The sequence below is a fragment of the Streptosporangium sp. DT93 genome (assembly GCF_049844535.1).
GTDB lineage: Bacteria > Actinomycetota > Actinomycetes > Streptosporangiales > Streptosporangiaceae > Streptosporangium.
In genome coordinates this window covers 86,331-105,671 of the sequence record NZ_JBNCLF010000023.1, presented here as the reverse complement: position 1 = coordinate 105,671, position 19,341 = coordinate 86,331, and the positions used below count along the sequence as shown (strand labels likewise).

Below are 19,341 nucleotides of genomic sequence, written 5' to 3'. Positions count from 1 at the left end.
CATCCGATGGGATGCGGTCAGTGCGGGGTCCTAGGCACGGGGGAGGAACATGCCCGCCATCCTATGTCCGGCGGACAACGCGCGGAACACGTCTTCGACAGCCCCTTGGCCGTCGTCGGCGCGGGCCGGTCCCGGCCGGCCACGCCGGCGGCGCGGGGGAGCAGGTGACCGAGCAGTCCGGCGCCGAAGGCCGGGTGGCGCACCTGCGGCATCCGCGGTGGATTCCCCGAGCGGAAAGGTGTCCCGTGTGACCGCCGTTGGAAATGCCGCCACGAGAAGACGGCAGAACGACGGAAAGTCAATTCCGTCTGTTTCGCATCACGTCTCGTACGCGATCGCGCTTTCGCCGTCGTATGCGGGGACTTCTCGTCGCGACCGGGACGGTCGGGTCGCTCCGCAGGTGGTTCCTCGCCGGGGTCGCCGGTGCCGATCGGCGGGCGCCGGCTGCGGGCGGGACCCGCCTCGGGTGGCGCTCCGGTGAACGGAAGGTGAATTGTCGATGCGTTGTGAGCTCCTCACCCCGAACTGTCGTCATTAATCACATAATTCAATTACAAGCGCTATTCATGGCGCTATGGGGCAAGCCTTCGAGGAATCACATGAGGCGTTGGATCGGTGTCGGGCTGGCACTGCTCCTCGGCGTCGCCGTGGTGGTGGCGATCGTGGCGGGCGGCCGTGGCGGTGCGGGGAAACGGGAACCCGCCCTGGTCCGCGGGGTGATCGGTTCGGAGAAGAAGCCGTTCTTCGACGATCCGAGGGTGCGGGAGGTCTTCGCCGCGCACGGCCTCCGGGTGGAGGTGGACACGGCGGGGTCGCGGCAGATCGCCACCTCGGTGGATCTGGGGAGGTACGGCTTCGCGTTCCCCTCCAGCGCTCCGGCGGCCGAGAAGATCAGGCGTGACCGGGGCGCGACCCGCGTGTTCGCGCCGTTCTCCTCGCCCATGGCGATCGCCACGTTCACCCCGATCGTGGACGTGCTCACCGCGGCGGGCGTCGTCCGGGACTCCGGTCAGGGTTACCAGGTACTCGATATCAAGAAATATCTGGACATGGTGGCGAAAGGCGTCCGGTGGGACAGGCTGCCGGGCAACACCGCCTACCCGGCGCGCAAGCGCGTGCTGCTCACCACCACCGACGTCCGCACCTCCAACTCCGCGGCGATGTACCTCTCGATCGCCGGGTACGTGGCCAACGGCGACGACGTGGTCACCTCCGACGACCAGGGCGCCGAGGTCGCCGGGACCGTCGCCCCCCTCTTCCTCGACCAGGGGTACTCCGAGACCTCCACCGAGGCGCCGTTCGAGGACTACCTGTCCCTCGGGATGGGCAAGACGCCCATGGTCATGATCTACGAGGCGCAGTACGCCTCGCGCCTGTTCGCCGGGGACGGCTCGATCCGCCCCGGCATGCGACTGATCTATCCCTCGCCCACGGTCCTGAGCAAGCACACGCTGGTACCGCTGGGCGCGCGGGGCGCCGAGGTCGGCCGGCTCCTGCAGGAGGACCCGGAACTCGGGCGCCTGGCGGCCCTGCACGGCTTCCGCACCGCCGACGCCAAGGTGTTCGACGACCTCGTGGCGAAGGCGGGGGCTTCGTTGCCGCCCGGCCTGGTCGACGTGGTGGAGCCCCCCGACCACGACCGGCTGGAGGGCATGATCTCCGCGGTCGAGGGGCTCTACCGATCCGGAGCGGTCCCCTCACCCACCCCCTGACCTCACCTTTTCAGCGCTGCGAGGAGAGAGAACCGTGAGCGATTCCATGCTCAGCCCACCGGAACCCGTGGCCAGGGTGCCGGTGGAGAAGGCCGCCACCATGCTGCCGATCCCGGAGGGGCGGGCCGAGGAGCTGGCGCACAAGGCCGGCGGCTTCGCCGGGGAGCTGAGCGGCCTGGACCCGAGGTCGCCGGAGTTCACCCGGAAGGTGAACGACATCGTCTCCATGGGCGACACCGAGATCCGGGCCTCCTCCCAGGTGGCGAACCGCATGCTGAGGCGCCCGGTGGCCGCGCTGGCCTCCGCGAGGGGTGAGGGCGGGGACGCGCAGGCGGCGGTGGCGGGGCAGCTGGTCGCGCTGCGCCGGACGATCGTCGACCTCGACCCCCGGCAGGCGTCCGGCCCGGCCAGGAAACTGCTGGGACTGATCCCGTTCGGCGACAGGCTGCGCGACTACTTCGCGAGATACCGGTCGGCGCAGAAACACCTCGACGACATCATCCGCGCTCTCACGTCCGGCCAGGACGAGCTGCGCAAGGACAACGCGGCCATCGAGGGCGAGAAGACCAACCTCTGGGAGTCGATGAAGCGCCTGCAGGAGTACGCCCTGCTCGCCGCCGCCCTCGACGCGGCGGTGGAAGAAAAGATCATGCATGTCGAGGCGGCCGAGCCGGAGAAGGCCACCGCCCTGCGCTCGGACGCGCTGTTCGGCATCCGGCAGAAGCACCAGGACCTGCTGACCCAGCTCGCGGTGTCGGCCCAGGGGTATCTCGCGCTGGACCTGGTCCGCAGGAACAACCTCGAACTGATCAGGGGCGTGGACCGGGCCACCACGACGACGATCGCGGCGCTGCGCACGGCCGTGACCGTGGCCCAGGCCCTCGCCGACCAGAAACTCGTGCTCGACCAGATAACGGCACTGAACGGCACCACCTCCGACCTGATCGTGGCGACCAGCGAGATGCTGCGCACGCAGGCCACCGGCATCCAGACCCAGGCGGCATCGACCACGGTCGGCATGGACGCGCTGCGCAAGGCGTTCGACAACATCTACTCCACCATGGACATGATCGACACGTTCAGGGCCAAGGCCGTGGAGAACATGGCGATCACCGTGGACGGCCTGACCGTCGAGCTGGACCACGCGCGCACGTACCTGGAGCGCTCACAGCGGAGCGGTGACCAGGGAGGCGCCCGATGAGCGGGCCGGTGCCCGGCGCGGGAGCGGGCGCGCTCCGGGCCCGGCGGGCGCCCGCGCGTACGGTGGGTGCCCGCCGCGCCGGGCGGGCGCCGGTCGTGCTGGCCCTGATGGCCGTGCTGGTGGCGTCGGCCGCGTGCGGCGGCGCCGGCACGCCCGCCGTCCCCGCCACTCCCGGCGGCGTCGGCGGCGTCCCCGACGGCCCCGACGTGCTCCGCGTCCTGGCGGGAAGCGAGGTCGGCGACCTGGAACCGCTGCTCGGGCGGGCACAGGACGCCGTCGGCGTGCGGGTCGCGCTGTCCTACGCCGGAACGCTCGACGGGGCCGACCAGGTGGCGAGCGGCGGCGCGGACGGGCGGTACGACGCGACGTGGTTCTCCTCCAACCGCTACCTGTCGCTGATCGACGGGGCGGCCGCCCGGCTCTCGACCCAGACCAAGGTCATGGTCTCGCCCGTGGTCCTCGGGCTGAAGGCGTCCAAGGCCCGCGAACTCGGCTGGGACGCCAGGACCGTGACCTGGAACGACATCGCCTCGGCCGCGCGCGCCCGCAGGTTCACCTTCGGCATGACCAGCCCCGCGGCGTCCAACTCCGGATTCTCGGCGCTGGTCGGCGTGACGGCGGCGCTCTCCGACGCCGGCGAGGCCCTGGAGGAGGCCCAGATCGCCGCGGTGACCCCCAGGCTCAAGGAGTTCTTCTCGGCGCAGACGCTCACCTCCGGCTCCTCCGGCTGGCTCGCGGACGCCTACGTCAAGGAGGGGGCGGTGGACGGGCTGGTGAACTACGAGTCCGTGCTGCTCGGCCTCAACGCCTCGGGAAGGCTCGCCGAGCAGCTCACACTGGTCCGTCCGGGCGACGGGGTGGTGACGGCCGACTACCCGCTCACGCTCCTGAGCTCCGCGCCGCCGGAGAAGAAGGAGCTGTACGGGAAGCTCGCCGCCTGGCTGCGCACGCCGGAGATCCAGCGCGAGATCATGACCGTCACCCACCGCAGGCCCATCGTCCCCGGAGTCGAACCGGACCGGCGTTTCGGGACCGCGCCGCTGGTGGAGCTGCCCTTCCCCAACCGGCGCGGCGCGGCCGACGAGCTGATCGGCGTCTACCTCAACCAGGTGCGCAGGCCGTCGCGGACCCTGTTCGTGCTGGACACCTCCGGTTCGATGGGCGGGGACCGGATCGCCGCGCTCAAGCAGGCGCTGAACGCCCTGTCCGGCGCCGACACCTCCGCCAGCGGATCGTTCTCGCGCTTCCGCGACCGCGAGACGGTCACGATGATCCCCTTCAGCACGGGCCCCGGGGTCCCGCGGACCTTCACGCTGCCCGACCGTGATCCCGGACCGGTGCTCCGGACGATCCGCTCCTACGGCGAGGGGCTGCGGGCCGAGGGCGGTACCGCGATCTTCGACAGCCTGCGGGCCGCCTACCGGCAGGCGTCGGCGTCGCCGTCGGAGGACTTCACCTCCATCGTGCTGATGACGGACGGCGAGAACACCGACGGCGGCTCCTACGACGACTTCGCCGCCTACTACGCGTCGCTCCCCGTGAAGTTCAGGACGTTCGTCGTGCTCTTCGGCGACAGCGACGTCGAGGAGATGAGGCGGATCGCCGAGCTCACCGGCGGGGCGACCTTCGACGCCCGGCAGGGGTCGCTGGCCGCGGCCTTCAAGGAGATCCGTGGCTACCAGTAGCCCCGGAGGGCGCATCCTCGCCTACGCCGGGTCGACCAGGAACATCGCCGGGTGCGTCCTGGCCCTCGCCGGGGTGATCCTGGTCTTCCTCGGCGTCGCCGGGACGTACTGGCCCGTCGTGGTCGCCGGGCTGTACGGCGTCGGGGCGCTGCTGGCCCCGGCGGACCGGGTGAGGCTCACGATCTCGCACGCGGAGGTGGAGTCCCACCGGCTGCGCGCCGACCTGGACACCCTGCTGGAGAAGGTCGGCGGGAACCGGTTCCCCGCGGACGTGACGAGGAGGGTCGGCGTGATCGCCGAGGTGGCGGGCGACATCCTCCGGCGGGCGGACACGCTCGTCCTCTCACCCGACCACCTGCACGTCGTGGCGCAGACGATCAGGGACTACCTGCCGTCCGGCCTGGAGGCGTACGCGAACCTGCCCCGCTCCTACGCGCTCACGCGGCGCGGCGAGCGGGAGCGCAGCGCGCACGAGGAACTGCTCGCCCAGCTCGACCTGCTGGACGCCCGGATGCGCACGGTGGCCGAGTCGGTCCACCGGGGCGACGAGCAGGCCCTGCGCGACCAGGGAAGGTTCCTCCGGGACCGGTTCGGCGGGTCCGGCCTGGATCTGTGACCGTGATCGCGTGGCGCTCCGGCCAGTCGCCCACCGTCATCTCCCCCGTCCGGGACGTCCGGTACGGCCGGGCCCGCGTGATGTGCTCCGGGGCGACGCCGCCGGGGAAGACGACCTCGTCGTAACTCGAGTTCGGCAGCCGGATGCCGGTGCCGCCGGGCGTGCTGACCTCGTACACCCAGCCCTGCCGCCCGTAGGCGAAGTCCGGCATGTCTCCCGTCGTTCGGCCCCGGGCCACCCCCCGGTCACTCCGTCGTCCTCCCCGGGCGCCGGGGCCCGCCGATCCGCCGCGGGGGCCGATGGCGCCCGGCCGACGGGAACGTGAATTTCAGCCCAGAAAACGGTAACGGGTGATTAAGCGCCTCATGAGGTGCCATATGTGCTGTTATGGATGCGAATCTCGTGTTACTCGCGATCGTGATCGTGACCGCGCTGTCCTTCGACTTCACCAACGGCTTTCACGACACCGCCAACGCGATGGCGACCTCGATCGCGACCGGCGCGTTGCGTCCCAAGGTCGCGGTCGCCCTGTCGGCGGTCCTCAACTTCGCCGGCGCGTTCCTGTCGCTGAAGGTCGCGGCCACCATCGCGACCGGCATCGTCGACACCGGTGCCATCACCCTGACGGTCGTCTTCGCCGGGCTGATCGGCGGCCTGGCCTGGAACCTGCTGACCTGGTACTTCGGCATCCCCTCCAGCTCCTCGCACGCGTTGATCGGCGGTGTGGTCGGGGCCGCGCTGATCGCGGCGGGCACCTCGGCCGTCAAGGGCGCCGAGATCGTCTCCAAGGTGCTGGTCCCCGCCGTGCTGGCGCCGCTGGCGGCGATCCTGGTGGCGACCCTCGGCACCTACCTGGTCTACGTCATCACCCGCGACGTCCCGGAGAACACCCGGGGGCGCGGGTTCAGGTACGGCCAGATCGGCTCGGCCTCGCTGGTCTCGCTGGCCCACGGCACCAACGACGCGCAGAAGACGATGGGCATCATCACCCTCGCGATGATCACCGCCGGGGTCGTCGGCAAGGACGAGGGAACCCCGACCTGGGTGATCGTGGCCAGCGCGACCGCCATCGCGCTGGGCACCTACCTGGGCGGCTGGCGGGTGATCCGTACCCTCGGCAAGGGGCTGACCGAGATCGAGACCCCGCAGGGTTTCGCCGCCGAGGGGTCCTCGGCGGCCGTCATCTTCGCCTCCTCGCACTTCGGCTTCCCGCTGTCGACCACCCACGTGTGCGCGGGCTCGGTGATCGGATCGGGCATCGGCAAGCACCTGGCCCAGGTCCGCTGGAGCCTCGCGGCCAGGATGGTGGCCGCGTGGCTGATCACCCTCCCGGCCGCCGCCGCGGTCGGCGCCCTGGCCTGGGCGGGCGCCAACGTGATCGGCGGCGCGCTGGGCGTCTCCGTCGTCTTCGGTGTCGCCCTGGCGCTGTCGGGGGCGCTGTACCTGGCCTCACGGCGCCGGCCCGTCAACGCCGGCAACGTCAACGACGAATGGACCGGCCGGCTCGCCCCGGCCGCGAGGACGAGGGAGCACGCCGCGTGAACGCCTACATCGACCTGGACGCCCTGTGGAAGGTCCTGCTCGCCTCGCTGCTGGCGGGCGCCGGCCTGGTCGCCGTCTTCTCCCTCGCCCTGGTGGGCCTGTCCACCGGCCGCCCGGCAGGCCGGGCCGGGGCGGGCCTGTGCCTCCTGGTGGTGGCCGCCGGCGTCGCGCTCGGCCTGTACGTCATGCTCGCCGGATGACCGCCGGGCACGCCGGCCTGCCGCCGCTCACCGAGGAGGGCCACGACCTGCTCGACGCCACCCCGGGACTGTGGGTGGACGACTCCGAGGACGAGGACCCGGTGCTGGTGCGCCCCGACGGGCGGCCGTTCGACACCTGGCGCGAGCACTACCCCTACACCGAGCGGGTGGCGCGCGCCGACTACGAGCGCGACAAACGGCTGCTGCAGATCGAGCTGCTGAAGCTGCAGTACTGGATCAAGCGGTCGGGGCGTCGGCTGGCCGTGCTGTTCGAGGGCCGGGACGCGGCCGGCAAGGGCGGCACGATCAAGCGCTTCACCGAGCACCTCAACCCGCGCGGCGCGACGGTCGTGGCGCTGGAGAAGCCGGACGAGCGCGAACGCTCGCAGTGGTACTTCCAGCGTTACGTGGCCCACCTGCCCGCCGCCGGGGAGATCGCCCTGTTCGACCGCTCCTGGTACAGCCGGGCCGGCGTCGAGCGGGTGATGGACTTCTGCACCACCGAGCAGTACCTGGAGTTCCTGCGGCAGGTCCCGCGCTTCGAGCGGCTGCTGATCGACTCGGGCCTGCACCTGGTCAAGCTCTGGTTCTCGGTCTCGCGCGCCGAGCAGCGCACCCGCTTCGTCATCCGCCAGGTCGACCCGGTACGGCGCTGGAAGCTGTCGCCGATCGACCTGGCCTCGCTGAACAGGTGGAACGCCTACACCGTGGCCAAGGAGGACATGTTCCTGCACACCGACACCGAGGCCGCCCCGTGGACGGTCGTCAGGAGCAACGACAAACGACGCGCCCGCCTGGAGGCGATGCGCCACGTGCTGAACCTGTTCGACTACACCGGCAAGGACGAGGAGGTCGTCGCCGTCCCGGACCCGCGCATCGTCCTGTCCGCCGCCGACACCCTTGGGGACCACGGCGCCACCTCCGGCCGGACGGTCGCGGAGGTGGGGGAGGGGCTCGTGTCGCCGTCCTTCGGTGTCCTCTCCCCGAAGGCGGCCACGGCCTCGCACGTGTAAATAAACTTTGACATGGTGTCCGCGGCGCTTTACATTGAGCGATGTCAGCTTTGTTTTACATGAGGGGCGGGCATGGCCTTCGAGGAAAAACGCGCCTGGGTGATGATCCTGGTCACCGTCGCCGCGTACACGATCTACGTGGCGGTCGTCCTGGGCCGGGCCGGCGACGGCCCGCTCACCGACGTCGCCTACGCGGGAACCCTGCTGTGGACCATCGGCGGCGCCGTCGTCGCCGCGATCGCGGCCCACATCGCGATGGCCGCCGCCGGCGGCCACGGCGCCGACCGCACCGACGAGCGCGACCGTGAGATCAACCAGGTCGGCGAGCGCATCGGGCAGTCGATCGTCGTCGTCGGCGCGCTCGCCGCGCTGGTCATGGCCACCGCCGAGCTGCGCCACTTCTGGATCGCCAACGCCGTCTACCTGGCGTTCGTGCTGTCCGCGGTGCTCAGCTCGTCCGCCAAGATCATCGCGTACCGCAGGGGTGGATTCCAGACGTGGTGAAGCCGACGCGGGTCACCAACGCGATCCGGGCCCTGCGGTTCGCGCACGACGAGATGACCCAGGCCGAGCTGGCCGACCAGATCGGCGTCACCCGCCAGACCGTCATCGCGATCGAGCAGGGCCGCTACTCCCCGTCGCTGGAGATGGCGTTCCGCATCGCCCGGGTGTTCCGGGTCGGGCTCGACGACGTCTTCCAGTACCCCGAGACCGAAGGAGACCCCCCATGAGAGCGATCGTCCAGGACGAGTACGGCCCGCCGAGCACCCTGAGCCTCGGCGAGGTCCCGACCCCCGCCCCCGGCGCCGGCGAGGTGCTGATCCGGGTGCACGCGGCCGGCGTCGACTACGGCGTGTGGCACGTCATGACCGGGCTGCCGCTCGCCGGCCGCCTCGGCTTCGGCCTGCGCCGCCCCCGCAACCGCGTGCCCGGCATGGACGTGGCCGGCGTCGTGGAGTCCGTCGGCGCCGACGTGACCGCGCTACGCCCCGGCGACGAGGTGTACGGCTCGGCGACCGGCGCGTACGCGCAGTTCGCGCTCGCCCGCCCGGGCAAGCTCGCCCGCAAGCCCGCCAACCTGAGCTTCGCCGAGGCGGCGGCCGTGCCCGTGTCGGGGGTGACCGCGCTGCGGGCCGTCGGCCAGGTCACCGCGGGGGAGAAGGTGCTGGTCATCGGCGCCGGCGGTGGGGTGGGCAGCTTCGCCACGCAACTCGCGGTCGCCGGCGGCGCCCACGTCACCGCCGTGTGCAGTACGGCCAAGGCCGACCTCGTCCGGTCGCTGGGCGCCGGGGCCGTCATCGACTACACGCGCGAGCCGCTCACCGGGACCTACGACCTGATCGTCGACATCGCGGGCATCCGGCCGCTGCCCCTGCTGCGCGGGCTGCTCACCGGGCGCGGCCGGCTCGTCGTCGTCGGCGGCGAGGGCGGCGGCCGGTGGTTCGGCGGGGTCGGCCGGATGCTGGCCGTCCGGGTGCTCACCCTGTTCACGCGCCGGCGCCTGGAGGCGCCGATCGTGCTGACCCGCACCGCCGACCTGGACACGCTGCGCGACCTCATCGAGGCCGGGGCCGTGCGACCGGCCGTCGGGCGCACGTACCCCCTGGCGGAGGCCCCCGCCGCGGTGGGCGACCTGGCGGCGGGCAACGCGCGGGGAAAGCTCGTCATCACGGTCGGCTGACTCCCGGCGCGCGACCGGACGTGGACGGCCGCGCCCCACGCGGGCGCGGTCTGCCGTAGGAGAACCCCCGGACGACGGCGAGCCTCGTGACTACGGCCACAGGAGGTGGCGGGTCCAGTCCCGGCCGGTGCGCTCGTAGCGCAGCCGGGTGTGCCTGCGCCGCTCGTCGGCCTGCCAGAACTCGACGTCGGTGGCGGTCAGCGCGTACAGCGTCCAGTCCGCGGAGACCAGGTCCGGGTCGGCCTCCAGCCGGGCCCGCGCGTCCCGCAGGGCGGCCTCGGCCTCGGCGGGATCGTCGAGGACCTGGGACTGGCGGCCGCCGAGCGCCTCGGCGCGCGAGGCGGGCGAGCGCGCCAGGAAGTCGGCCGCGCTGCGCTCGGCGCCGGTCGTGGCGACCGCCCCGCGGACGCGGATCTGACGGCCCTGCCGCGGCCAGTGGAACGTCAGGGCCGCGTGCGGGTTGACCGCCAGCTCGCGGCCCTTGCGGCTGGAGGAGCCGGAGGCGAAGTACCAGCGCCCGGCCGCGTCGACGTCCTTGCAGATCAGCACCCGCGCCGACGGCCGGCCGCCGGCGTCGGCGGTGGACAGCGTCATGGCGTGCGGCTCGGGCACCTCGGCGCCGATCGCCGAGGTCAGCCAGTCGACGAACAGCGCGACCGGATCGTCCGGAGCGCTGTGGGGGGTGAAGGTGGGCAGGTCGCAGGCGAAGACCGGCAGCGCGCGCAGCAGGCCCCTGATCCCGCTCTGTTCCGGCGGACCGTCCTGGGACATGTGAGGGCCTCCCCGTCGTTCGTCGGCGGGACCCACACCGGCCCGCCGCCCCCCGCATTCTTCCGCACCTGCGGAGGACGCCCGGCACCGCCCACGGTTCCCCCGGCCGATCGCACTTCCCGTGCTGCCCGGACCGCCCGGCCGATCGCGTCCCCGGCGCCGACGGCCCGTTCACGGGCGCCGGAGCACCGCCGGGGATGCGTTCACGTGCGCGTCTTGGCCACCAGGGTGAGCACGTCGTAGGTGGCGACCGCCTGGTCCTCCTGGTTGGTGACCACGGCGTCCCAGCGGACCTCGCCGTAGTCGGCGCCGCCGCGCGGGGTGATCTGCTTGACGGTCAGCGTCACGGCGATGGTGTCGCCGGCCTTGACGGGGGTGAGGAAGCGCAGCGCGTCGACGCCGAAGTTGGCCAGGACCGGCCCGGGCGCGGGGTCGACGAAGAGCCCGGCGGCCAGGGAGACGACCAGGTACCCGTGCGCGACGATGCCGCCGAACAGCGGGTTGCGCGCGGCGGCCTCGGCGTCGGTGTGCGCGTAGAAGTCGTCCCCGGTGAACTCGGCGAAGTGGCCGATGTCCTCCAGCGTCACCGTCCGCGTCCCGGAGGCGATCGTGTCGCCGACGCGCAGCTCCGCCAGGGACTTGCGGAAGGGGTGCACGTCGGAGGTCAGGCGCTCCGACCCCGTCGTCCACTGCCCGGTGACCGCGGTGAGCAGGTCGGGGGAGGCCTGGACGGCGGTGCGCTGCATGTGGCGCAGCACCCCCCGGATCCCGCCGAGCTCCTCCCCGCCGCCGGCCCGGCCGGGGCCGCCGTGCACCAGGACGGGCAGCGGCGAGCCGTGCCCGGTGGACTCCTTGGCGTCGTCCCTGTCCAGGACGAGGACCCGGCCGTGCCACGGCGCCAGCCCGAGCACGATCGTCCGCGCCACCTGCGGGTCGTGGGTGACGACGGAGGCGACGAGGCTGCCCCTGCCCCGCGCGGCGAGGGCGACCGCCTCCTCGGGGCCGTCGTAGCCGAGCACGGTGCTCACCGGGCCGAACGGCTCCACGTCGTGCGGCTCGGCGGCACCGGGCCGCGCGCGCAGCAGCAGGGGGGTCATGAAGGCGCCGCGCTCGGGGTCGCCGTCGATCAGGGCCGTGCCGGCGGGGGAGCCGAAGACGACCTCGGAGCTCGCCCGCAGCACCTCGACCGCCTTGCGCACCTCGTCGCGCTGGCCGAGGCCGGCCAGCGCGCCCATCCGCACGTCCGGGTTGCGCGGGTCGCCGACGGTGACCTTCGCCAGGCGCGCGGAGAGCGCCTCGACCACGGGGCCGACCATCGGCTCCGGCACCAGCACGCGGCGGATGGCGGTGCACTTCTGCCCGGCCTTGACGGTCATCTCGGTGACGACGCCCTTGACGAACAGGTCGAACTCCGGATCGTCCGGGCCCACGTCGGGCCCGAGGATCGAGCAGTTGAGCGAGTCCGCCTCGACGCCCAGGACGACGCCGCCGTCCAGGACGTTCGGGTGCCGGCGCAGGATGCCCGCGGTGTGGGCGGAGCCGGTGAAGGCGACGCTGTCCTGGACGGTCAGCGCGTCGAGCAGCCCCTCCGGGCCGCCGGCGAGGAGCTGGAGCGTGCCCTCGGGCAGGATCCGCGACTCGACGATCTGCCGGACGGCGAGCTCGGTGAGGTAGGCGGTCTGGGCGGCGGGCTTGACGATCGTGGGCAGCCCGGCGAGGAACGCCGGGGCCAGCTTCTCCAGCATGCCCCAGACGGGGAAGTTGAACGCGTTGATCTGGACCGCGACACCCGGCCGGGAGGCGTACAGGTGCCGGCCGACGAAGGTGCCGCCCCTGCCCAGCCGCTCCAGGGCGCCGTCCAGGACGACGGTGTCGTTCGGCAGCTCGCGCGTGCCCTTGCTCGCGTAGCTGAACAGGGTGCCGATGCCGCCGTCGACGTCGACCAGCGTGTCGCGCGAGGTGGCGCCGGTGCGCACCGACAGCGCGTAAAGCTCCTCTTTGCGTTCGGACAGGTGCTTGGCCAGCGCCTTGAGCAGCGCCGCCCGTTCGTGGAAGGTCAGGGACCGCAGCGCGGGGCCGCCGGTCTCCCGGGCGTGGCCGACCATCGCGGCGACGTCCAGGCCGCGGCTCGAGATGCGCGCGACCTCCTCGCCGGTCGCGGCGTCGAGCAGGGGTTCCCCGTCGTCGGAGGCCCGGAACCATCGTCCGGCGGCGTAGCTCTCCAGCAGCGTGCTCACACGGTCTCCTCTCCGCGGGCGTGACCCGTTGCGCGGACGCCCCTCGCCGTGTCACTGTATTACTGACCGAGTGATAAGTAAATGAGCTCGAAGCCGTGGAGGAACAATGACGACCACCCCGGCGGAACCGGACCTGGAGGAGCGGCTGCAGGCCGCCTTCGACGCGACGATCGCCCGCAACGACCGCATCGAGCCCCGGGACTGGATGCCAGAGGACTACCGCAGGACGCTCGTCCGCCAGATCGCCCAGCACGCCCACTCGGAGATCATCGGCATGCAGCCCGAGGGCGCCTGGATCGGCCGCGCGCCGTCCCTGCGCCGCAAGGCGATCCTGCTGGCCAAGGTGCAGGACGAGGCCGGGCACGGCCTGTACCTGTACTCGGCGTGCGAGACCCTGGGCGTCTCCCGCGCCGAGCTGACCGGCCTGCTGCTCGCCGGACGGCAGAAGTACTCCTCGATCTTCAACTACCCGACGCTGTCGTACGCCGACGTCGGCACGATCGGCTGGCTCGTCGACGGCGCGGCGATCTGCAACCAGGTGCCGCTGTGCCGCACCTCCTACGGCCCCTACGGCCGCGCGATGATCCGCATCTGCAAGGAGGAGTCCTTCCACCAGCGGCAGGGCTACGAGCTGCTCATGACGATGATGCGCGGCACCGACGCCCAGCGCGCCATGGTCCAGGAGTCGGTCGACCGGTTCTGGTGGCCCTCGCTCATGATGTTCGGCCCGCCGGACGACCGGTCCCCCAACAGCGCGCGGTCGATGGCCTGGGGCGTCAAGCGCCACTCCAACGACGAGCTGCGCCAGAGGTTCGTCGACATGACGGTCCCGCAGGCCGAGGCGCTCGGCGTGACGCTGCCCGACCCCGGGCTGCGCTGGAACGAGGAGCGGGGCCGCCACGACTTCGGCGAGCCGGACTGGGCGGAGCTGACCGCGGTCATCCGCGGGGACGGCCCGTGCAACGCCCAGCGCATGGCCCACCGGCGGGCCGCCCACGACGACGGCGCCTGGGTGCGCGAGGCGGCGTCGGCCTTCGCCGACCGGACCGTCCAGGCCGGTGCCCGATGAGCGCCGACCGGCGCGAGTGGCCGCTGTACGAGGTGTTCGTCCGCGGCAAGCGCGGGCTCAACCACGTGCACGTCGGATCGCTGCACGCCCCCGACGACGCCATGGCCGTGCGGAACGCGCGTGACGTCTACACGCGGCGCAACGAGGGCGTGAGCATCTGGGTCGTGCGCTCCGACGCCGTCGTCGCCTCCAGCCCCGACGAGAAGGACCCGATGTTCGCGCCCAGCGGCGACAAGGTCTACCGGCACCCGACCTTCTACGACATCCCCGGCGACGTCCCGCACATGTGAGCACCACACGATCGGAACAGTCATGAGCGACGAACACGGCAGCGTCTTCGACGGCCTGCTCGGCGGCGACTCCTCCCAGTGGGCCTTCGGCACCGACTTCGAGGACCCGCTGGCCGGCGTCGACACCACCCCTCCCGACGGCGTGGACCCCGCCGGACTGGCCGCGTACTGCCTCATGCTCGGCGACGACGCCCTGATCATGTCGCAGCGCCTGTCGGAGTGGTGCAGCCGCGCCCCCGACCTGGAGGAGGACATCGCGCTGGCCAACATGGCGCTCGACCTCCTCGGGCAGGCACGGCTGCTCCTGGCGCGGGCGGCCGCGGCCGACCCGCGCGTCGTGCCCGCGCTGCCCGAGGGGTCGCCGGTGCCGCCCGAGGACGCGCTCGCCTTCTTCCGCGACGACCGCGCGTTCCGCAACGTGCGCCTGGCCGAGGTGGCCAACGGCGACTTCGCGCACGTCGTCGTCCGCCTGCTGCTGTTCTCGACGGCCCGGCTGGCGCTGCTGGAACGGCTGCGCGCGAGCCGCGACACGGTGCTGGCCGCGGTGGCGGCCAAGGGGGTCAAGGAGGTCACCTACCACCGCGACTGGGCCGGGCGCTGGTTCCTCACGCTGGCGCAGGGCACCGAGGAGTCACGCCGCAGGCTGCTCGCGGCCCTCGGCGCCCTGTGGCCGCTGCAGCCCGAGCTGGTCGCCCCGCACCCGCTCGAACGCTCCCTGGCGGAGGCCGGCGTCGGCGTGGACCCCGCGTCCCTGCGCGAGGAGGTGGACGCCGTCCTCGGCCAGGTGTTCGCCCTCGGCGACGTCGAGCGTCCCGAGGCGACGCCGCTGGCCGGCGTCGGCGGGCGGACGGGCCGCGACGGCCTGCACACCGAGGCCTTCGGCCTGCTGCTCGCCGAGATGCAGGTGGTCGCCCGCGCGCACCCGGGCGGGCGCTGGTGAACGCGGGCCGGCGCACCGCCGGGACCACCGGTCCGGTACGCGACCAGGACGCGGTGGACGCCGGGATCCCCGGTCCGGCGCTCGACGCGGACGCGGTGGACGACGGGCGGCGTGCCGCCGGGACCCCCGGCCCGGCGCGCGACCGGGACGACGGGCGGCGTGCCGCCGAGGTCGCCGGGCAGGTGCGCGACCCCGAGATGCCGATGCTCACCCTCGCCGACCTCGGCGTGCTGCGCGGCGTCGAGGTGGAACGGGACGCGGGCGGCACGCGGACCGTCGTCGCCTCGATCACGCCCACCTACACCGGCTGCCCGGCCATGGGGACCATGCGCGACGACCTCGTCCACCGGCTCGGCGACGCGGGATTCGACCGCGTCGAGGTACGCGTCGTGCTCGACCCGCCCTGGTCCAGCGACTGGATCTCCGAACGCGGCCGCGCCGCGCTGCGCGCCGCGGGGCTGTCGGCGCCCGGCCCCGCGCCCCGGCGCGCCGGACCGGTCCCGCTCACCCTCGGCCCGGCCCGTTCCGCGCCGCCCTGCCCGCGCTGCGGTTCGGCGGCCACCCGGCTCACGTCCGAGTTCGGCGCCACCGCCTGCAAGGCCCTCTACCGCTGCACCGGTTGCGCCGAACCGTTCGAGCACGTCAAGGAGATCTGACATGACCACGCTCGCGACCGGCCCCGCCCGCCCCAGGGCCGCCGCCTTCCACCCGCTGACCGTCACGGCGGTGGACCGGTTGTGCGAGGACGCCGCGGCGATCACCTTCGCCGTCCCCGGCGAGCTGCGCGAGGCCTACGCCTTCCACGCCGGGCAGTCGCTCACCCTGCGGCGCCTCGTCGACGGGCGCGAACAGCGCCGCTCCTACTCGATCTGCTCCCCGGCCGGCGCCGCGCCGCGCATCGGCGTCCGCGAGATCCCCGGCGGGCTGTTCTCCTCCTGGCTCGTGCGCGAGGTCGCGCCGGGCACCCGGATCGAGGTCCAGCCGCCCACCGGATCGTGGCGGGCCGACCCGGAGGCGGGCGAGCGGCACCTGTGCGTCGCCGCCGGCTCCGGCATCACCCCGATGATGTCGGTCGCCGCGACGGTGCTCACCCACCCCGGCGCCCAGGTCTCCCTCGTGTACGGCAACCGCACCAGCGGCACCGTCATGTTCGCCGAGGAGCTCGGCGACCTGAAGAACCGCTACGGACCCCGGCTCCAGGTCGTGCACACGCTCTCGCGCGAACCCCGTGACGTCGAGCTGTTCTCCGGCCGGCTCGACGGCGACCGGCTGCGCCGCCTGCTCACCACCCTCGTCCCGGTCGAGGTGTTCGACCACGTCTGGCTGTGCGGGCCGCTGGCGATGATCGAGGAGACGCGGCCGGTGCTCGCCGAGCTCGGCGTCCCGGCCGGACGCGTGCACGTCGAGCTGTTCTACGCCGACGCCCCGCCGCCGCCCCCGCTGCGGGCCGGCAAGGAGATCCCCTCCGGCGCGACGAGCGAGCTGACGACGGTGCTCGACGGCCTGCGGACCACCTCGACCGTCTCCCGGGAGGCGACGATCCTCGACGGCGCCCAGGCGACGCGCGCCGACATGCCGTTCGCCTGCAAGGGCGGCGTCTGCGGGACCTGCCGCGCCGTCGTCCGCGAGGGCACGGTCGACATGCGCCGCAACTACGCCCTCGAACCGTCCGAGGTCGAGGCCGGGTTCGTCCTCACCTGCCAGACGTTCCCGGTCGGCGACCGCGTCACCGTCGACTACGACGCCTGAACCCGGCGCCTTCCGGCTCCCGGCGTCTTTCCACTCCCGTTGCCTCTCGACTCCCGACACCTATCGACTCCCGTTGTCTCTCGACTCCCGTTGCCTTTCGACTTCCGACACCAGGAGCCCTTCGTGACCGAAGCCCCCGCCGTCCCCGGTGCCCGTACGCCGACAGCCCGCCCCGGCGGCGCCCTCCCGGTGGAGCGCCCATGACGGCCGGCGCGAGCCTGATCGTCGAGGAGGCGCCCGACCGGGTCGTGTGGCGGCTCAACCGGCCGGAGGTCCGCAACGCGATCGACCGGGAGATGGTCGCGGCGCTGCACGAGGCGTGCGCCGCCGTCGAGGAGGAGCCGCGCGTCGTCCTCCTCGCCGGCGAGGGGGCGGCCTTCGCCGCCGGGGCGGACATCGCCCAGCTCCGCGAACGGCGCCGCGACGACGCGCTCAGAGGCATCAACTCCACGATCTTCGACAGGATCCACCGGCTGCCCATGCCGACCGTGGCCCTCGTCGACGGGTACGCCCTGGGCGGCGGAGCCGAACTCGCCTACGCCTGCGACTTCCGCATCGGCACGCCGCGCACGCGGATCGGCAACCCCGAGGCGGGCCTGGGCATCCTCGCGGCGGCCGGCGCCGCCTGGCGCCTGGCCGAGCTCGTCGGGGAACCCCTGGCCAAGGAGGTCCTGCTCGCGGGCCGCGTGTTCACGGCCGACGAGGCGCGGGCCGTGCACCTGCTCAACGACGTCGTGGAGCCCGGCGACCTGCTCGCCGCCGGGCATCGGCTGGCCGACCGCATCACCGCGCAGGCACCGCTGGCCGTCCGGCTGACGAAGGCCGTCTTCCACGCGCCGCGGGCCGCCCACCCGTTCGTCGACGACCTCGCCCAGGCGGTCCTCTTCGAGACCGACGACAAGCACGCCCGCATGACGGCGTTCCTGGACCGGCGGAAAGGACAGAGATCATGAATGACGGCCCTCCGAAGACGGTCGGGGTTCTCGGCGGCGGGCGGATGGGATCGGGGATCGCGCACGCGTTCCTCGCCTCCGGAAGCCGCGTCGTCATCGTCGAGAACGACCCGGACGCGGCGGACGCGGCCAGGAGCCGGGTGAGCGCCGGCCTGGCCAGGGCCCACGAGAGGAACACGCTTCCCACCTCGCCCGCCGACGCCGTGTCGCGGTTGCGGACGACCGCCGACCCGGGCGAGCTGGCCGGCTGCGAGCTCGTCGTCGAAGCGGTCCCCGAGGACGCGGCGCTCAAGGCCACGGTGCTCGCCAGGGCCGTTGAGCACGCGCCGGACGCCGTGCTCGCCTCGAACACCAGCAGCCTGTCGATCGACGGCCTCGCCGCGGGCCTGGCCGCCCCTGACCGCTTCATCGGGCTGCACTTCTTCAACCCCGTCCCGGTGAGCGACCTCGTCGAGATCGTCGTCGGGTCCCTCACCGCGCCCGCGCTGGTCGAGCGGGCACGGGGCTGGGTGACGGCGCTCGGCAAGACGCCGATCACCGTGTCGGACTCCCCGGGCTTCGCGAGCAGCCGCCTCGGGGTCTGCCTGGCCCTGGAGGCGATGCGGATGCTGGAGGAGGGGGTGGCGGACGCGGCCGACATCGACACGGTGATGGTCCTGGGCTACCGCCATCCGATGGGACCGTTGCGGACCACCGACGTGGTGGGACTCGACGTGCGGCTCGCGATCGCCGAACACCTGGCGCGCGAGCTCGGGCCCCGGTTCGAACCGCCCCGGATCCTGCGTGACCTCGTCGCCGCAGGGCACCTCGGGCGCAAGACGGGCCGGGGCTTCTTCACGTGGTGAGGTCTGCGGCGCGGCGGATCGCACGACGCGGCGTGTCGCGGCGTGTCGCGGCGTGGTCCGGCGCGACGGCCGCCCGGCCGGGACGCCGCGAGCCGATCGCGCGACTTCAGGCCTCCTACCGGGCCGGGCGCTGACCCGGACCTCGTGCGGGGCCGTGGCTCAGGGCTCGTGCCGGGCCGTGGCTCAGCACTCGTACTGGGTCGTGGCTCAGGGCTCGTGCCGGGCGAGGCCGTCGAAGGCGATGAGGGTGATCACGTCGGCGATCGTCACCGGGTCGAACGCCCCGTCCGCGCGGTACCACTCGACCAGCGAGTTCACCATGCCGAACAGCAGCCGGCTCACCAGCGCCGGTGGCACGTCGTCGCGCAGGGCGTCCTCCGCGACGGCGTCCGCGACGAGCTGGGCGAGGCAGTCGTCCAGCCTCCGGCGCCGTTCCAGCGCGGCCAGCTCGACCTCGCTGTTGCCGCGTACCCGCAGCAGGAGCGTGACGGACGGCTGGTGCGCCACGAGCACCTCGACGCTGCGCCGCGTCACCTCGCGCAGCCGCCCGTACGCGCTCGTCCCGGCCCGCTCCCGCATGGCCTCGTCCACGACGGCCGTGAGCTCGTCGAGCGCGTCGTCCAGCGCCTGGCCGAGCAGCTGCTCCTTGTTCGTGACGTGATGGTAGATGGCCGGTTTCGTCAGGCCGAGCTCCCTGGCCAGGTCTCCCATGCTCGTGGCGTCGTACCCCTTGCGGTTGAACAGCTCCACCGCGGTGCGCAGGATCGCCGCCTGGTCATGGCCGGGACGGCCACGCCGGCGGGCCGGGGTGGAGGCGGCGGAGCCGGTCGTCGTCAC

At 73.0% G+C, this 19,341-nt stretch carries 20 protein-coding genes; 17 read left to right on the top strand and 3 right to left on the bottom strand.

Features of this window, described 5'->3' with window-relative positions:
- Nucleotides 1–599: 599 nt before the first annotated feature.
- From ACLQ2R_RS34320 to ACLQ2R_RS34275, 10 genes are all read left to right on the top strand, one after another.
- Nucleotides 600–1,712 carry a hypothetical protein gene (locus tag ACLQ2R_RS34320; protein WP_425965575.1) on the top strand — a complete coding sequence of 371 codons (1,113 nt, stop codon included), beginning with the start codon at nt 600–602 and terminating at the stop codon, nt 1,710–1,712.
- A 34-nt stretch (nt 1,713–1,746) separates the two neighbouring features.
- Nucleotides 1,747–2,913: a toxic anion resistance protein gene (locus tag ACLQ2R_RS34315; RefSeq protein ID WP_425965574.1), complete on the top strand. Its 1,167-nt coding sequence runs from the start codon at nt 1,747–1,749 to the stop codon at nt 2,911–2,913.
- A complete protein-coding gene (locus tag ACLQ2R_RS34310) occupies nt 2,910–4,598 on the top strand; it encodes a VWA domain-containing protein (RefSeq protein ID WP_425965573.1) in 1,689 nt (562 codons plus the stop codon). The genes ACLQ2R_RS34315 and ACLQ2R_RS34310 overlap by 4 nt, the downstream gene beginning before the upstream one ends.
- Nucleotides 4,585–5,214: a hypothetical protein gene (locus ACLQ2R_RS34305; RefSeq protein ID WP_425965572.1), complete on the top strand. Its 630-nt coding sequence runs from the start codon at nt 4,585–4,587 to the stop codon at nt 5,212–5,214. The genes ACLQ2R_RS34310 and ACLQ2R_RS34305 overlap by 14 nt, the downstream gene beginning before the upstream one ends.
- Nucleotides 5,215–5,616: 402 nt before the next feature.
- Entirely contained in the window at nt 5,617–6,756 is a 1,140-nt protein-coding gene (locus ACLQ2R_RS34300) for an anion permease (protein WP_425965571.1), read from the top strand.
- Nucleotides 6,753–6,956 carry a hypothetical protein gene (locus ACLQ2R_RS34295; protein ID WP_425965570.1) on the top strand — a complete coding sequence of 68 codons (204 nt, stop codon included), beginning with the start codon at nt 6,753–6,755 and terminating at the stop codon, nt 6,954–6,956. The genes ACLQ2R_RS34300 and ACLQ2R_RS34295 overlap by 4 nt, the downstream gene beginning before the upstream one ends.
- Nucleotides 6,953–7,969: a polyphosphate kinase 2 gene (gene ppk2 / locus ACLQ2R_RS34290; protein ID WP_425965569.1), complete on the top strand. Its 1,017-nt coding sequence runs from the start codon at nt 6,953–6,955 to the stop codon at nt 7,967–7,969. The genes ACLQ2R_RS34295 and ppk2 overlap by 4 nt, the downstream gene beginning before the upstream one ends.
- A 72-nt stretch (nt 7,970–8,041) precedes the next feature.
- A complete protein-coding gene (locus tag ACLQ2R_RS34285; protein WP_425965568.1) occupies nt 8,042–8,473 on the top strand; it encodes a hypothetical protein in 432 nt (143 codons plus the stop codon).
- Entirely contained in the window at nt 8,467–8,700 is a 234-nt protein-coding gene (locus ACLQ2R_RS34280) for a helix-turn-helix transcriptional regulator (protein WP_386239161.1), read from the top strand. The genes ACLQ2R_RS34285 and ACLQ2R_RS34280 overlap by 7 nt, the downstream gene beginning before the upstream one ends.
- Nucleotides 8,697–9,650: an NAD(P)-dependent alcohol dehydrogenase gene (locus tag ACLQ2R_RS34275; RefSeq protein WP_425965567.1), complete on the top strand. Its 954-nt coding sequence runs from the start codon at nt 8,697–8,699 to the stop codon at nt 9,648–9,650. The genes ACLQ2R_RS34280 and ACLQ2R_RS34275 overlap by 4 nt, the downstream gene beginning before the upstream one ends.
- A 90-nt stretch (nt 9,651–9,740) precedes the next feature.
- Here the strand turns inward: ACLQ2R_RS34275 and ACLQ2R_RS34270 are convergent, their stop codons facing one another.
- Together ACLQ2R_RS34270 and paaZ are read right to left on the bottom strand one after the other, a co-directional pair.
- Nucleotides 9,741–10,421: a pyridoxine/pyridoxamine 5'-phosphate oxidase gene (locus ACLQ2R_RS34270; protein WP_425965566.1), complete on the bottom strand. Its 681-nt coding sequence runs from the start codon at nt 10,419–10,421 to the stop codon at nt 9,741–9,743.
- A 203-nt stretch (nt 10,422–10,624) separates the two neighbouring features.
- Nucleotides 10,625–12,658, bottom strand: coding sequence for a phenylacetic acid degradation bifunctional protein PaaZ (gene paaZ / locus ACLQ2R_RS34265; protein ID WP_425965565.1), 2,034 nt, complete (start codon nt 12,656–12,658; stop codon nt 10,625–10,627).
- 106 nt (nt 12,659–12,764) lie between these two features.
- Here paaZ and paaA point away from each other — a divergent pair, with 106 nt between their 5' ends.
- From paaA to ACLQ2R_RS34230, 7 genes are all read left to right on the top strand, one after another.
- The gene (paaA, locus tag ACLQ2R_RS34260; protein ID WP_425965564.1) at nt 12,765–13,727 is read left to right on the top strand and encodes a 1,2-phenylacetyl-CoA epoxidase subunit PaaA; all 963 of its coding nucleotides are present in this window, start codon (nt 12,765–12,767) and stop codon (nt 13,725–13,727) included.
- A complete protein-coding gene (paaB, locus tag ACLQ2R_RS34255) occupies nt 13,724–14,017 on the top strand; it encodes a 1,2-phenylacetyl-CoA epoxidase subunit PaaB (RefSeq protein WP_386239157.1) in 294 nt (97 codons plus the stop codon). Before paaA ends, paaB begins: the two co-directional genes overlap by 4 nt.
- 22 nt (nt 14,018–14,039) lie before the next feature.
- Nucleotides 14,040–14,957, top strand: a complete 918-nt coding sequence (gene paaC / locus ACLQ2R_RS34250; RefSeq protein ID WP_425965563.1) for a 1,2-phenylacetyl-CoA epoxidase subunit PaaC — start codon at nt 14,040–14,042, stop codon at nt 14,955–14,957.
- Between the two features lie 182 nt (nt 14,958–15,139).
- Nucleotides 15,140–15,613 carry a 1,2-phenylacetyl-CoA epoxidase subunit PaaD gene (paaD, locus tag ACLQ2R_RS34245; protein WP_425965591.1) on the top strand — a complete coding sequence of 158 codons (474 nt, stop codon included), beginning with the start codon at nt 15,140–15,142 and terminating at the stop codon, nt 15,611–15,613.
- 1 nt (nt 15,614) lies between these two features.
- Nucleotides 15,615–16,706: a 1,2-phenylacetyl-CoA epoxidase subunit PaaE gene (paaE, locus tag ACLQ2R_RS34240; RefSeq protein WP_425965562.1), complete on the top strand. Its 1,092-nt coding sequence runs from the start codon at nt 15,615–15,617 to the stop codon at nt 16,704–16,706.
- A gap of 200 nt (nt 16,707–16,906) precedes the next feature.
- Entirely contained in the window at nt 16,907–17,659 is a 753-nt protein-coding gene (locus tag ACLQ2R_RS34235) for an enoyl-CoA hydratase/isomerase family protein (RefSeq protein ID WP_386239154.1), read from the top strand.
- Nucleotides 17,656–18,504: a 3-hydroxyacyl-CoA dehydrogenase family protein gene (locus ACLQ2R_RS34230; protein ID WP_425965561.1), complete on the top strand. Its 849-nt coding sequence runs from the start codon at nt 17,656–17,658 to the stop codon at nt 18,502–18,504. The genes ACLQ2R_RS34235 and ACLQ2R_RS34230 overlap by 4 nt, the downstream gene beginning before the upstream one ends.
- A 207-nt stretch (nt 18,505–18,711) precedes the next feature.
- Here ACLQ2R_RS34230 and ACLQ2R_RS34225 read toward each other — a convergent pair whose 3' ends face one another.
- The gene (locus ACLQ2R_RS34225; protein ID WP_425965560.1) at nt 18,712–19,341 is read right to left on the bottom strand and encodes a TetR/AcrR family transcriptional regulator; all 630 of its coding nucleotides are present in this window, start codon (nt 19,339–19,341) and stop codon (nt 18,712–18,714) included.

Excerpts from the sequence above, each read along its gene's own strand:
- ACLQ2R_RS34320 (WP_425965575.1), top strand. The coding sequence starts at position 600 with ATGAGGCGTTGGATCGGTGTCGGGCTGGCACTGCTCCTCGGCGTCGCC.
- ACLQ2R_RS34310 (WP_425965573.1), top strand. The coding sequence starts at position 2,910 with ATGAGCGGGCCGGTGCCCGGCGCGGGAGCGGGCGCGCTCCGGGCCCGG.
- ppk2 (WP_425965569.1), top strand. The coding sequence starts at position 6,953 with ATGACCGCCGGGCACGCCGGCCTGCCGCCGCTCACCGAGGAGGGCCAC.
- ACLQ2R_RS34285 (WP_425965568.1), top strand. The coding sequence starts at position 8,042 with ATGGCCTTCGAGGAAAAACGCGCCTGGGTGATGATCCTGGTCACCGTC.
- ACLQ2R_RS34275 (WP_425965567.1), top strand. The coding sequence starts at position 8,697 with ATGAGAGCGATCGTCCAGGACGAGTACGGCCCGCCGAGCACCCTGAGC.
- ACLQ2R_RS34270 (WP_425965566.1), bottom strand. The coding sequence starts at position 10,421 with ATGTCCCAGGACGGTCCGCCGGAACAGAGCGGGATCAGGGGCCTGCTG.
- paaA (WP_425965564.1), top strand. The coding sequence starts at position 12,765 with ATGACGACCACCCCGGCGGAACCGGACCTGGAGGAGCGGCTGCAGGCC.
- paaB (WP_386239157.1), top strand. The coding sequence starts at position 13,724 with ATGAGCGCCGACCGGCGCGAGTGGCCGCTGTACGAGGTGTTCGTCCGC.
- paaC (WP_425965563.1), top strand. The coding sequence starts at position 14,040 with ATGAGCGACGAACACGGCAGCGTCTTCGACGGCCTGCTCGGCGGCGAC.
- paaE (WP_425965562.1), top strand. The coding sequence starts at position 15,615 with ATGACCACGCTCGCGACCGGCCCCGCCCGCCCCAGGGCCGCCGCCTTC.
- ACLQ2R_RS34235 (WP_386239154.1), top strand. The coding sequence starts at position 16,907 with ATGACGGCCGGCGCGAGCCTGATCGTCGAGGAGGCGCCCGACCGGGTC.
- ACLQ2R_RS34230 (WP_425965561.1), top strand. The coding sequence starts at position 17,656 with ATGAATGACGGCCCTCCGAAGACGGTCGGGGTTCTCGGCGGCGGGCGG.